This window comes from Xanthomonas sp. D-36-1 (assembly GCF_017746155.1).
GTDB classification, from domain to species: Bacteria; Pseudomonadota; Gammaproteobacteria; order Xanthomonadales; family Xanthomonadaceae; genus Xanthomonas; species Xanthomonas cissicola.
Genome location: NZ_JAGHWR010000029.1, coordinates 13,088 through 26,609, shown reverse-complemented (window position 1 = coordinate 26,609; position 13,522 = coordinate 13,088). Strand labels below are relative to the sequence as shown.

Below are 13,522 nucleotides of genomic sequence, written 5' to 3'. Positions count from 1 at the left end.
CCACCATCGCAGGACGCATTGATCGCAGGACACATTGCAATTACGTCCTAGTAAGCCCCTTGGCGGCGTCCATGCCGCCAAGGGTCCCGCGCCGGTGGGCGGGCAAGGGCCAGTCGTGTCGTCGGTGCGTACGCTAAGGGCAAGCGCTCCATGTCGGGTTTTCAACGTATCGCCCGCTCGCTCCAGCCCAAGTCCTGCAACGACGTTCATTGATGCCTCGATCAAGCGGTTGCATCAGCAAACAAAGGCCACGTGTGCCGCGCCGCTTTCCTGGCCATCGATCAACTGCCTGGAGCGGCGAGGACGCCGCACGCTCGACCAATCACGCCGTTGCCGCAGGCCTTGAGAACCTCCGACCACCGCAACGTCTGGAATTCCAGGGTGTCTTCAGCGATTCACGGCGACCAACCGATCGCTTGCCCAGCCGGCTGACCGCATCGGCACGACGCAACGCCAATGCCCCGCCGCTGCAACCGATTGCACGCCATGGCACACCAATTGCAGCTCTCCTGCAGGATGGCCCGGCCAGCGGCCCGTGACAGCGTCTGCGCTAGGCTGCAATCTGTTGGGGTTGCGTTCGGTCGGTGCGGCGTAGTCTGCCGCGCGGTCCTCATGGGGGGAGGGCGAAGACCGTACGCGGCGTTCGTTCCTTTAACGGTCGATTCTTTAGGATGAGCTGCGAGGTGAGATTGCAGCCAGGAGAACTTGTGCATCGGAGTGGTTTCAGAGCGTCTTGGTCGTACACCGTCGGGCTCGCCCGTTCGGCCGCGTGCCAGGCAACATCGCACTGCATGGCGGGGATGGACCTCCCGTGTCAGCCCGCCCTGTCGTCCTCGCGCGACGGGCAGCCCTGATGGACGGCACCGTGACTCCTTCCCCGACAACGACTGCAGTGCCCCCCATTTCCGCCCTCGATGCCGGCACGCCCACGCTGCCGCCGGAAGCACCGTTGGCGATGCCCGAACAGAACCTGCGCGAAGGTAGCCTGCAGGTGCGCCACCAGCGCACGTCGCCGCCCGGCATCGGCGTGCGCCGCTTCTATTTGATCGGCGGCACCTTTGCCACCACCGCCATCGCCGTGTGGGTGATGCTCAGCGTGCTGTGGCCCGACGGCATCAGCGTGCTGGAAGGCTGCCTGCTCGGCCTGTTCGTGTTGCTGTTCGCCTGGATCGCCATGTCCTTCGCCAGCGCCGTGGCTGGCTTCGTCACCGTGGTGGCGCGCGCCGGCCGCAAGCTCGGCATCGACCCGGAGCAGCCCCTGCCTACGCTGCGCTCGCGCACCGCGTTGCTGATGCCCACCTACAACGAAGACCCGCGCCGCCTGCTGGCCGGCCTGCAGGCCATCTACGAATCGGTGGCCGAGACCGGCCAGTTGGAGCATTTCGATTTCTTCGTGCTCAGCGACACCACCCGCGAGCACATCGGCCGCGCCGAAGAGCTGGTCTACAACGCGTTGTGCGACCGCGTCGGCGGGCACGGCCGCATTTTCTACCGCCGCCGTGCCGACAACGCCGCGCGCAAGGCCGGCAACGTGGCCGACTGGGTGCGTCGCTTCGGCGGCAGCTACCCGCAGATGCTGATCCTGGACGCCGACAGCGTGATGACCGGCGACACCATCGTGCGGCTGGTCGCCGGTATGGAAAACAACCCGGACGTGGGCCTGATCCAGACCCTGCCGGCAGTGGTCAACGGGCAGACCCTGTTCGCCCGCATGCAGCAGTTCGGCGGGCGCGTGTACGGGCCGATCATCGCCTTCGGCGTGGCCTGGTGGCACGGCGCAGAGAGCAACTACTGGGGCCACAACGCCATCATCCGCACCCAGGCCTTCGCCGATCACGCCGGCCTGCCCTCGCTGCGCGGGCGCAAACCGTTCGGCGGGCATGTGCTCAGCCACGACTTTGTCGAAGCGGCGCTGATGCGGCGCGGCGGCTGGGCCATGCACATGGTGCCGTACCTGCAGGGCAGCTACGAAGAAGGCCCGCCCACGCTGACCGACCTGCTGATCCGCGACCGCCGCTGGTGCCAGGGCAACCTGCAGCACGCCAAGGTGGTGAGCGCCAAGGGCCTGCACTGGATCAGCCGCATGCACATGCTGATCGGCATCGGGCATTACTTCACCGCACCGATGTGGGGCCTGTTGATGCTGATCGGCATCGGCATTCCACTGGCCGGCGGCGGTATCGACCTGGCCGGCGACCTGCCGTTCTCGCCCGCCCGTTACTGGCACGGCAGCAGCCAGGGCAATGCGATCTGGATCTTCGTCTGCACCATGTTCGTGCTGCTGGCGCCCAAGCTGCTCGGCTACATCGCGCTGCTGCTCAACCCGCGCGAACTGCGCGCCTGCGGCGGTGCCTTCCGCGCGGCAGTAAGCATCCTGCTGGAGACCGTGCTGGCCGCCCTGATGGCGCCGGTGGTGATGTACCTGCAGTCGCGCGGTGTGTTCGAGGTGCTGGCGGGCAAGGATTCGGGCTGGGATGCGCAGGTGCGCGACGACGGCAAGCTGTCGTGGCCGGCGCTGTTTCGCAGCTATGGCGGCCTGACCGTGTTCGGCCTGTTCATGGGTGCGGTGGCCTACGCGGTCTCGCCGGCGCTGGCCGCCTGGATGGGGCCGGTGATCGTCGGCATGGCGTTGTCGATCCCGGTGGTGGCGCTGACCTCGCTGCGTCGCACCGGCATGGCGCTACGCCGCGCCGGCATCTTCTGCATTCCCGAAGAGCTCGACCCGCCCAAGGTGCTGGTGCGTGCCTCCGAATTGCGCCGCGCCGCCGCGCTGGAACCGTCGCTGATCTGAGCGTGCATCGGCGCTGGCCTCGGTGGCCGGCGCTGTGGCGGCATCGCATGCGGCAGGCCGGTGGCGATCGGCGGGCCTCGAGCCTCTGGCGCCAGCTGATCTGGCCCACCCCTCGCGCAAGGCATAATGCCCAGCCCGCAAGCGGAGCTGGATGATGCTGGAAGTGATCGAACGCGAGACCGGACCGAACCCGCAATGGAGCGTGCTGTGGCTGCATGGCCTGGGCGCCGATGGCAGCGATTTCGCCCCGATGGTGCCCGAGCTGGTACGCCCGCACTGGCCTGCGCTGCGCTTCGTGTTCCCGCATGCGCCGATCCGCCCGATCACCATCAACAACGGCGTGCGCATGCGCGGCTGGTACGACATCGTCGGCATGGATTTCGCCCAGCGCGCGGACAAGGCCGGCATCGCCGAATCGGTAGCCCAGGTCGAAGCCCTGATCGCCCATGAGCAGGGTCGCGGCATCCCGCCGGAGCGCATCCTGCTGGCCGGCTTCTCGCAAGGCGGCGCGGTGACCCTGGCCGTTGGCCTGCAGCGCAGCGTGCCGCTGGCCGGGCTGATCGCCATGTCTACCTATCTACCGGATCCGGCCGCGGCCGCCAGCCAGTTGCAGCCGGCTGCCCTGCGCCAACCGCTGTTCATGGCCCATGGCACGGCCGACCCGGTGGTGCCGTTCGCGGCCGGCCAGGCCAGCATGCAGACCTTGCGCACGCTGGGCTTCGCATTGGATTGGCACACCTACCCGATGGGCCACCAGGTCTGCCTGGAAGAAATTGAGGCCTTGCGCGACTGGATGCAGGCGCGCTTCACCGCTGCCTGAGGCCATGGCCCAGCGCGCACCGCAGATCGCCTGGATGCCGGACCTGTGCCGGCTGCCGCGGTTGGGCGCGATGCTGGGCCTGGCCGAGCTGGTGGTGCTGGTGGTGACCTTGGTCCCCGATGCCGGCGCCGCGCGCAGCATCACGTTGTCGCGGTTCCTCTCCGCCAGCGGCCTGGCGCTGTGGCTGGCGTTGGCGGTCACCGTGCTGCTGTGCGTGTTGCGGCCCACCTTGTCGCGATTGCCGCCACGGCTGGGCGGGCTGAGCGCCTTGCTGATCGCTGCGGTGGTGGCGATGTTCGGTGCCGGCATCGTGCATGGCCTGTATGCGGTGCTCGGGCAGGTACCGCTGGGCGCGCAGGTCGGCTTCTGGCGGTTCACGCTTGGCAGTGCGGCCACGGTGGTGCTGATCACTGCGCTGGCGCTGCGCTACTTCTATGTCAGCGACCGCTGGGAGGCGCAGGTGCAGGCCAACGCGCGCGCCGAGGCCGATGCCCTGCAGGCGCGCATCCGCCCGCACTTCCTGTTCAACAGCATGAACCTCATCGCCAGCCTGCTGCGGCGCGACCCGGTGGTCGCCGAGCAGGCGGTGCTGGACCTGTCGGATCTGTTCCGTGCCGCGCTCGGCGCCGGCGAGGGCGTCTCCACCTTGCGTGCCGAATGCGAACTGGCCGAACGCTATCTGGCAATCGAATCGCTGCGCCTGGGCGAGCGCCTGCAAGTACGCTGGCACCGCCAGGAACCGTTGCCGTGGGAATTGCCGATGCCGCGGCTGGTGCTGCAGCCGCTGGTCGAAAATGCGGTACTGCATGGCGTTTCGCGCATGCCCGAAGGCGGTACGCTGTACCTGTCGCTGCGTCAGCGCGGCAACCAGCTGCAGATCCGCATCGTCAACCCGGCGCCGCAGCCCGGCACCCAGTTGCCGCTGCTGGCCGGCGCCGGGCATGCCCAGGCCAGCATCTCGCACCGGTTGGCGTTCCAGTTCGGCGCCGGGGCACGGATGGCGGCCAGCTGGGCTGAAGGCTACTATGCCTGCGAGATCACATTGCCGCTGCCGTGAGGGGAAAGTCACTGCAGCGAGGGGGAGTCCATGACGGCCACGCAAGTGCGGGTGCTGATCGCCGATGACGAGCCACTGGCGCGCGAGCGCCTGCGCATGCTGCTGGGCGAGCATCCGCAGGTCGAGGTGATCGGCGAGGCCGAAAACGGCCAGCAAGTGCTGCAGCAATGCGAACATCTGCACCCGGACCTGGTGCTGCTGGACATCGCCATGCCCGGCGTCGACGGCCTGGAAACTGCGCGCCTGCTGCGGCAAAGCCAGCCGCCGCCGGCGGTGGTGTTCTGCACCGCCTACGACCAGCATGCCTTGTCGGCGTTCGACGCGGCCGCGCTGGATTACCTGATGAAACCGGTGCGCCCGGAACGCCTGGCGTCTGCACTGGAGAAAGTCGCCACCTTCCTGGCCGGCCGCGTGCCCGGCACCGCGCCCAGGCCGCTGCGCACCCATCTGTGCGCACGCCTGCGCGGCAGCCTGCGGCTGATCGCCATCGGCGACATTCGCTACCTGCAGGCCGAAGAGAAATACGTCATCGTCCATCACACGCGTGGCGAGGACCTGATCGAAGAGTCGCTGAAGTCGCTGGAAGACGAATTCGCCGACCGCCTGGTGCGCATCCATCGCAATTGTCTGGTCGCCCGCGATGAGCTGGTGGAACTGCGCCGCAGCGGCGACGGCCAGGTCCACGCGGTGCTGCGCAACGTGCCGCAGACCCTGGAAGTGAGTCGTCGCTGCGTGGCCAACCTGCGCGATCAATTACGTCAACTGTGAGTTCGGTGCCGGCTCCGCGATAATGCCGGCATGACCACGCTCCGTATCGCCACCCGCAAAAGCCCGCTTGCCCTCTGGCAGAGCGAACACGTCGCCGCCGCGCTGCGTCAGCACCATCCCGGCCTGGAGGTGGTGCTGGTGCCGATGAGCACCCGCGGCGACGAAGTGCTGGACCGTTCGCTCGCGGCGATCGGCGGCAAGGGCCTGTTCCTGAAGGAGCTGGAGTTGGCGATGTTGCGCGGCGAAGCCGATTGCGCCGTGCATTCGCTCAAGGACGTGCCGATGGAACTGGATGCCCCGTTCGTGCTGCCGGCCATCCTGGAGCGTGGCGACCCGGCCGATGCGCTGGTGTCCAATCTCTATGCCAGCCTGCAGGCGCTGCCGCTGGGCGCGCGCGTGGGCACCTCCTCGTTGCGTCGCCAGGCGCAGTTGCGTGCCGCGCGCCCGGACCTGGAATTGATCGACCTGCGCGGCAACGTCAACACGCGGCTGGCCAAGCTCGACAACGGCGGCTACGACGCCATCGTGCTGGCCTGCGCCGGCCTGCAGCGGCTCGGGCTGGAAGCACGCATCAGCGCGCGGCTGGACGCGCCGGAATGGCTGCCCGCACCTGCCCAAGGCGCGGTGGCGGTGGAATGCCGTGGCGACGACGCACGCATCCACAGCCTGCTGGCGGTGCTGGATGCCGATCGCACGCGTGCCTGCGTGGAAGCCGAGCGGGCCATGAATCGCGCCCTGCACGGCAGCTGCCATGTGCCGGTGGCCGCCTTCGCGCGCTGGGAAGGGCAGGACCTGTTCCTGCAGGGCATGGTGGGCAGCGCCAGCGACGGCCGCCTGATCCATGCCGACGCGCATGGCAGCGCCGACGATACCGAAGCGCTTGGCCGCCGCGTTGCGCAAGGACTGTTCGACAAGGGCGCCGCGCAGCTGCTGGCCGAGCTGTAGCGCCGGGTCTGGAACAGCGCGCCTGCTGCCGAAGTCGAGCGCGTGCAGACCCGTCGACCGGAGAAAACCGCCGCTGCGCCCGTAGGATCGAACCCGGTCACGAGCGCCACGCCGGGCGCGCGCAATGCCCGCTCTGCGTAGCAGCGGCCTTGGCCGCGACAGGCTGCACCGGTAACGCCCTCGCGGCCGGGGCCGCTCCTACACGAGCAGCCATCGCGGTCGGGGCCGCTCCTGCACGCGCAATCCGGGCGGCGGTACCTGCATGTCTCGCGGCCAGGGCGCTGTCGTGGAAGCCGGCGTCGCGGCCGCGAGCGAGTGCGGCCGCTTACTTGAACGTGTAGACCAGATTGACCGTAGTCAGCGTGTCGGTCTTCTTGTCGCCGTCGCTGACGTCGCTGTTGTGACGCATCTGCCACGCCGCCTTCAGCGCAAAGTGCGAGTTCATGCTGACCTGCACGCCGAAATCGTTTTGCGCGTAGGTGTTGTACTCGCCCGATTCCACCAGCAGGGTGTTGATCAGATCGGTGTTGTCGGTGACGGTGTACTTCAGGTCGAACAGGCCGCGGCCGATCAGGCCGGTTTCGTTGCGGTCCTCGTCGCTGTTGTGCGCGCGGCGCACACCCGGGCCCACCTGCGCATCCAGGTAGAAGCGGTCGGCGTCGATCAGGCGCGTGCCATAGCCGATACCAAAGGTGGCCAGGCGATCGTAGGTGGCGAAGTCGTCGTGTTCGTAGCGGCCGGTGGCAGTGAGCTGGCGGTGTTCGCCCAGCTGCAGCGCGCTGCCGACGCTGCCGGTGTAGCGCTCGGCTGTGGTCTGGCGCTCGCGCGTGGTGCTGCCGTCGTCGTTGGTGTTGGTGTATTCCGAACTCGACCGCAACGCGGTGGCATCCAGGCTGTGGATCCAGTCGCCATCGGTGTAGCGCAAGCGCACGCGGCCGTTGAGGCTGTCGGTGGTGCTGTTGCCATGCGCCGCTGCGTAGCCGAGCTCGCCGCTGCTGCCGCTCCACGGTGACGGCAGCACCACTGCGGCCGGGTCTGCCGGCGCCGGTGCGACTGCCTGGGCCCAGACGGAGGGCGTGATCAACAACAGCGGCAACAGGGCAGGCAACGGGACACGGCGGGACATGGGCAGCTCGCTTTGGACGGCGGGAGGAGGGGTGGAAGCGATTTCATGATAACGGACTGTGCGGTGACGTCATCGCCAAGTGAATATCCGCTTCATTGCCGGTTGGGACGCTGCAAGCGGCCTGGGGCGATCAGCGCTTCAACTGGGCGCGACGGAGAAGGGCGATCCGGGAGCGGCTGGCGATAGGGCCGGTGTGACCTGCGCAGTCGTTGTCAGGAGAATGAAGGTGGCTCGGGACAGGTGCCTGGCGTGAATCCCAGCGACCTGCCCGGGCGCGCGTGCGCATGCCAGGCGGCCTGAGGATGTCACCAGCACCTCTGGCCCGCTACGCGGCAGGAGCCTCAGCGGCCCGATTGCGTCATTTGCCAGCGCTGCCTGCCAACCAAGGGCCTGCGCGAACGCTCACGCGATGCCGGCGCGGTGGATGCCGCCACCGACCCAACAGACCCGGCAGCTGCGTCGCACATCCCCTGGGCGCTTGCCGCTGTCTGCCCGCCGTCACATCGCAATGCTCACCCCGCCGCGCAAAGACTCGGACATAATCGACGCATGGACCGCTACGAACGCATCAACTCCCTGCATCGCTTGCTCAAATCGGCACGCTACCCGGTCACGGTGGCGCGGCTGCAGGATGAGCTGAGCTGTTCCCGTGCAACCGTCTACCGCGATCTGGCGTTTCTGCGCGACGCGCTGATGGCGCCGGTGGAAGGCGATGGCGAATCGGGCTTTCGCTATCTCTCCGGCGAAAGCGACCGCTTCGAATTGCCCGGCCTGTGGCTGAGTTCGGAAGAACTGCACGCGCTGCTGGCCTCGCAACAGCTGCTCGCGCGCACCGGTGGCGGGGTATTGTCCTCGATGCTGGCACCGCTGCAGCAGCGCATCGAAGGACTGCTGGCTGCCCAGGCCGGCGTCTCGCAATGGCCGGTGGATCGGGTGCGGGTCATTCCACACCGTGGCCGCAAGCTGGACGAAGCCAGCTTCCGCACCGTGGCCTCCGGCGTGCTGGAGCGCAAGCAGCTGAGCTTCGATTACCGAGCGCGTTCCACCGACGAATCGACCAAGCGCACGGTGTCGCCGCAACGCATTACCCATTACCGCGACAACTGGTATCTGGACGCGTGGGATCACGGGCGCGACGGCGTACGCAGCTTTGCGGTGGACCGCATCAACCACGCGCGTCTGCTCGATGCGGCGCCGCGCGATGTGCCCGACAGCGAACTGGACGAGCAGCTTGCCGCCAGCTACGGCATTTTTTCCGGGGCGCCCAAGGGGTGGGCGACCATCGTGTTCAGTTCCAAGGCCGCGCGCTGGGTCGCCGACGAACATTGGCATTCCAAGCAGCAGGGCCGCTTTCTGCCCGATGGCCGCTACGAGCTCAAGTTGCCCTACAGCAACTCGCGCGAACTGCTGATGGACGTGCTGCACTACGGCTCGGACGCAGAGATTGTCGAGCCCATGTCGCTGCGCGAGCAGGCCAAGGCGTTGTTGTCGCTGGCGCTGAGCAATTACGACTGAGCCTGGCAGACAGATGACGCAGTGAGCAGGGCCGCGGTCGCGGCAGGCACGTGCACGCGTCTGGAAGACGCATCGGGCCTGGTCGGCGCAGATGCGGTCGGCCAGGCCCAAGGCCTGAATCAAGCCAAGTTGCGAAGCGGGTTCGTCCTTATCACGCGTCAGGCCCCATCCTGCACCGCGAGCATCTGCTGCGGCTCCAAGCCCAAGGAGTGGGAGTCAACCAGATCCTCACCCTGATGCCACTGCTTCTCTAGCCAGGCCTGTCCCCACCGATCCACCTCGTAAACCTCGAATGTGTCGCCGACCATCGAGAAAAGTCGATCTCGTTCCAGCTGCGGCAGGTGGCAGACAGTGGAATGGTGGAGATGCAGGACTTGGACACGCGTGCCGACTCGAACGACTAGGCCTCTGCTGCCAGCGGTCGCCTGTTCCGGCATGGGGCCCCTGGCACCTGCGTTAGCCGCGAAGCGGCGTCGGCCTGGACGCATTGTCAGGCCGCGCGACAGACACGATCACAGGCGCTAAAGCTGCCATAGGCCGTGATCGTTTCCACCGAGCAGGTAGATGGCACATCGACCCCGGCCGGGAAGTTCCATCGGTGGGACTGCGACCGTGCCGCCTGCCTCCACGATGGCCGAAACCGCCGACTCGATGTCTTCGACGCGCCAGTATGGGCGAACAACAGGCCGTTCCGACTCGCGCAAAGGTGCGCGAACACCGACGATGCCGCCGCCCGCCAGGTTTGCGGTGCGGGCGTTGCCCAGTTCGGGCACCGGCTCGCCGAATTGCGCGCCCTGCACCGCATAGGCGGCGCAGACCGCCTCCAGGTCGTGTGTCACGATCTCCAAGTACTGGACCTTCATGCCATACCTCCCGGGGGATGACGTTCGATCGCGCTAACGCTTGTTCGGCACTTCGAAGCCCAGGCGGTCCACCTGCTCGCGCAGCTGCGGCACCCGCTTGAGTTTGTCGGTATAGATGGAATAGTCGTCGCGCATCTTGTTGACCAGCATGCGGTACTGGTCGCGGCTCATGTCCGGCTTGCGCGAGAAGATCCAGGCCAGGTCGCGGCCGGGGTAGGAGATCAGCATCCATGAGCCGTCGGGGGCGATTTCCAGAATGCGCTGCTTGGCCGGGATGACCTTGTAGAACCACACCCGCCAGTCGCGGTTGCCGCTGTCGGCATCCACCGAGGCGCGCGCATTGACTTCCTTTTCCGGCTCGCCGAACCCGTCGCGGTACAGATAGCGCACCGCCACCTTGCCGTCTTCGACCAGGGTGTATTCGTCGCGGCTGGTGACGTGGCCACGCTCGACCGCGTTGGGCATGCGCGCAATCACGTACCAGGTGCCCATGATCTTGGACAAATCGATTGCCGGCTCCGTGGCGGGCGTGTCCTTGGCATGCGCCACGGGCAGGCCGAGGACGAGCAGAAAAGCGAGGGCGATCGTAACGGTCAGGCGCATCGCAACATCACAAAGAGGCAATCGGAGCAGCACACTACCGCATGCAGGGGGCAAGTTCGCGTCAACGGTCGGGCCTGGCATCGGCGGCCGGGGAATCTGCGGCAGACGCCGGGCGGCCGGGGCCGGCTTGCGGGTCTGGATCAGGCGCTGGCGCCGCGGCCGGCTGGCTCCGCTACGTTGCCTCGGCCCTGTGCCGCGTGCGGGTTGCCGGGCGCCGACGTCGCAGGGGGCAGCAGCACGCGTGGAGGCCCGTGACGCGCTTGGGCAGGCGCCCGAACCGCGCCCCGCAGATGCCCGCGTCAAGGTCGCAGCCTGTGAGATGGGCTGCGGCAATCCTGCGCGCCTGTTGTGATCCTTCCTGCCACGGAGTGCCGCCATGTCGCATCGCCCTGCTTCCCGTTCCGAACGTCCCGACCCGCGTGTGCTGCGCCCGGTGCGGCAGCTCGCCCTGGCCGGGCTGGCCCTGGTGCTGGTCTGGCCGGCCGCGCGCGGCAGCAGCGAGTGGATCGGCTGGTTGCCGCTGTGGCTGGTCGGCATGCCGATGCTGGCATGGTGGAGCCTGCACCGGTTTGCCCTGCCGTCTTTGGCAGCGCGTGGCGCGCGCCGTGTTGCGCCCCGGCGGCGTGGCCCGCAGGCCCAGCGCCGGCGCACTTCCTCGCGTACGGCGACACAGGCGCGCGCAGCCTGACCTTCGGCAGGGTTGGCCGGCAGGGCGCTGTGCTACGTTCCGGGCATTCGTTTTTCCGGAAACATTCATGCCCAAGTTCGCCTCGATCTGCCTGGTTGCCGGCCTGATCACCGCTGGCGCCGTCTCTGCAGAGGAACCCCCCGTGTCCAACGATCCCTACGCCTGGCTGGAAGATGTCACCGGCGCCAAGCCGCTGGACTGGGTCAAGACCCAGAACGCCAAGACCGAGGCGCGGTTGGCCAGCACGCCGGCGTTCAAGCAGATGGAAACCAGCATCCGCGAAGTGCTGGATTCGGACGCCAAGATTCCCGGCGTGCAGAAGATCGGCGCGTTCTACTACAACTTCTGGAAGGACAAGCAGCACGAGCGCGGCCTGTGGCGGCGCACCACGCTGGACGAGTACCGCAAGGCCTCGCCCAAGTGGGAAACGGTGCTGGACCTGGATGCGCTCAACAAGGCCGAAGGCGAAAACTGGGTGTGGCACGGTGCCGACTGCCTGCGCCCGGACTACCAGCGCTGCCTGATCGCGTTGTCGCGCGGCGGTGCCGATGCCGATGTCACGCGCGAGTTCGATCTGGGCAGCAAGCAATGGGTCAAGGACGGCTTCTTCCGTCCCGAGTCCAAGGGTGGGCTGGGCTGGATCGACCGGGACACTGTCTACGTGTTCACCGATTTCGGCGCCGGCAGCATGACCAGCTCCGGCTACCCGCGCATCGCCAAGCAGTGGAAGCGCGGCACGCCTCTGACTGCCGCGACCGTGGTGTACGAAGGCAAGCCGACCGATATGTACATCGCGGCCATGCATGATGACACGCCCGGATTCGAGCGCGATTTCGTCAGCCGCACGCTCGCCTTCTACAACGACGAGCTGTATCTCAAGGGCGCCGACGGCACGCTGGTCAAGGTGGATGTGCCCAATTCGGCCAGCAAGTCGGTCAAGCGCCAGTGGCTGACGCTGGAGCTGCGCGAACCGTGGACGGTAGGCGGCAAGACCTACAAGCCCGGCACCTTGCTGGCCACGCGTTTCGACGATTTCATGGCAGGCAAACGCAACTTCGACGTGTTGTTCGAGCCCACCGACACCACCTCGCTGGCCGGCATGGCGTGGACCAAGTCGCATCTGGTGTTGAACGTGCTGGAAGACGTCAAGAACCGTCTGAGCGTGATCACACCCTCGCGCGGTGGCTGGAAAAAGAGCGCGTTCGTCGGCGCGCCGAGTTTCGGTACGGTGGATGTCGGCGCGGTGGATAGCGACGACAGCGATGCGTTGTGGCTCACCGTCACCGATTACCTGACCCCCACGACCTTGTCGTGGGTGGACGTGGGCGCTGCGCCGCAGCCGCTCAAGACCATGCCGGCGTTCTTCGAGGCCGGCAAGGACACCATCGAGCAGCACTTCGCCACCAGCAAGGACGGCACGCGCGTGCCGTATTTCCTGGTACGCCCGAAGGCCTTGAAGCTCGACGGCAGCGCGCCGACCTTGCTGTACGGCTACGGCGGTTTCGAAATTTCGATGACGCCCAATTACTCCGGTGGCCTGGGGCGCGCCTGGCTGGAGAAGGGTGGCGTCTACGTGGTGGCCAATATCCGCGGCGGTGGCGAATACGGCCCGCGCTGGCACCAGGCCGCGCTCAAGCAGAATCGCCACAAGGCCTACGAGGACATGGCCGCGGTGGCCAAGGATCTGGTGGCACGCAAGATCACCTCGACCAAGCATCTGGGCGTGCAGGGCGGCAGCAATGGCGGCCTGATGACCGGCAACATGCTCACCCAGTATCCGGAACTGTTCGGCGCGGTGGTGGTGCAGGTGCCGCTGCTGGACATGAAGCGCTACAGTCACCTGCTGGCCGGCGCCTCGTGGATGGCCGAATACGGCAACCCCGACACCGACGACTGGACGTTCATCCAGACCTTCTCGCCTTACCACCTGTTCGATGCCAAGAAGACCTACCCGCCGGTGATCTTCCTGACCTCCACGCGCGACGACCGCGTGCATCCCGGCCACGCCCGCAAGATGGCCGCCAAGATGATCGAGGCCGGCAAGGACGTGACCTATTACGAGAACATCGAAGGTGGCCACGGCGGTGCGGCCAATAACGCGCAGGCCGCGCATATGGCCGCGCTGGCGTACAGCTTCCTGTGGGAGCGGTTGGCCGACTGAGGCTAGGGCTGCGTGTGCAGTGCGTCGCGCAGCACGAGGCCGCTGGCAGTCTGCAGCGGCCTGGCGTCGTTAGGGGCGTGGTTGAAACATGCAGGCCATGGCGTGCCTTATTCCGTCAGGGCGCAGTGGCAGCAGACGTGCCGCTCCCTGGCTGCGTGCTTCTCCCGTCGGGACATTGTCCTCCT

The 13,522-nt window shown here is 67.2% G+C and carries 12 protein-coding genes; 8 read left to right on the top strand and 4 right to left on the bottom strand.

All coding sequences use genetic code 11. The annotated features are described in order from the left end of the window. The first annotated feature begins 853 nt into the window (after positions 1-853). The 5 genes from mdoH to hemC all read left to right on the top strand — a co-directional run bounded on the left by mdoH (position 854) and on the right by hemC (position 6,381). Positions 854-2,791, top strand: coding sequence for a glucans biosynthesis glucosyltransferase MdoH (mdoH, locus tag J7367_RS09170; protein ID WP_057661428.1), 1,938 nt, complete (start codon positions 854-856; stop codon positions 2,789-2,791). 151 nt (positions 2,792-2,942) lie between these two features. Continuing rightward, entirely contained in the window at positions 2,943-3,611 is a 669-nt protein-coding gene (locus J7367_RS09165; protein WP_057661430.1) for an alpha/beta hydrolase, read from the top strand. 4 nt (positions 3,612-3,615) lie between these two features. Beyond that, positions 3,616-4,668: a sensor histidine kinase gene (locus J7367_RS09160; RefSeq protein WP_007965004.1), complete on the top strand. Its 1,053-nt coding sequence runs from the start codon at positions 3,616-3,618 to the stop codon at positions 4,666-4,668. Positions 4,669-4,698: 30 nt separating this feature from the next. Next, a complete protein-coding gene (locus J7367_RS09155; RefSeq protein ID WP_057661432.1) occupies positions 4,699-5,436 on the top strand; it encodes a LytTR family DNA-binding domain-containing protein in 738 nt (245 codons plus the stop codon). Positions 5,437-5,466: 30 nt separating this feature from the next. Then, positions 5,467-6,381 carry a hydroxymethylbilane synthase gene (gene hemC / locus J7367_RS09150; protein WP_057661436.1) on the top strand — a complete coding sequence of 305 codons (915 nt, stop codon included), beginning with the start codon at positions 5,467-5,469 and terminating at the stop codon, positions 6,379-6,381. A 325-nt stretch (positions 6,382-6,706) separates the two neighbouring features. On the opposite strand, the gene J7367_RS09145 is transcribed toward hemC, so the two are convergent. Further along, positions 6,707-7,507, bottom strand: coding sequence for a DUF481 domain-containing protein (locus J7367_RS09145; RefSeq protein WP_005916853.1), 801 nt, complete (start codon positions 7,505-7,507; stop codon positions 6,707-6,709). A gap of 549 nt (positions 7,508-8,056) precedes the next feature. Here J7367_RS09145 and J7367_RS09140 point away from each other — a divergent pair. Next, a complete protein-coding gene (locus J7367_RS09140) occupies positions 8,057-9,022 on the top strand; it encodes a YafY family protein (protein WP_005916857.1) in 966 nt (321 codons plus the stop codon). Positions 9,023-9,180: 158 nt separating this feature from the next. On the opposite strand, the gene J7367_RS09135 is transcribed toward J7367_RS09140, so the two are convergent. The 3 genes from J7367_RS09135 to J7367_RS09125 form a co-directional block, all read right to left on the bottom strand. Next, entirely contained in the window at positions 9,181-9,459 is a 279-nt protein-coding gene (locus tag J7367_RS09135) for a hypothetical protein (protein ID WP_057661438.1), read from the bottom strand. An 84-nt stretch (positions 9,460-9,543) separates the two neighbouring features. Beyond that, a complete protein-coding gene (locus J7367_RS09130; protein WP_057661440.1) occupies positions 9,544-9,885 on the bottom strand; it encodes a hypothetical protein in 342 nt (113 codons plus the stop codon). A gap of 33 nt (positions 9,886-9,918) precedes the next feature. Continuing rightward, positions 9,919-10,488 (bottom strand): lipocalin family protein, encoded by a 570-nt coding sequence (locus tag J7367_RS09125; protein ID WP_017155433.1) that lies wholly within the window; start codon positions 10,486-10,488, stop codon positions 9,919-9,921. 376 nt (positions 10,489-10,864) lie between these two features. Between J7367_RS09125 and J7367_RS09120 the strand changes: the two genes are divergently transcribed. Continuing rightward, on the top strand, positions 10,865-11,176 hold the full coding sequence (locus J7367_RS09120; protein WP_057661442.1) for a hypothetical protein: 312 nt from the start codon (positions 10,865-10,867) through the stop codon (positions 11,174-11,176). A 67-nt stretch (positions 11,177-11,243) separates the two neighbouring features. Beyond that, on the top strand, positions 11,244-13,337 hold the full coding sequence (locus J7367_RS09115) for a prolyl oligopeptidase family serine peptidase (RefSeq protein ID WP_007973684.1): 2,094 nt from the start codon (positions 11,244-11,246) through the stop codon (positions 13,335-13,337). Positions 13,338-13,522: the final 185 nt, after the last annotated feature.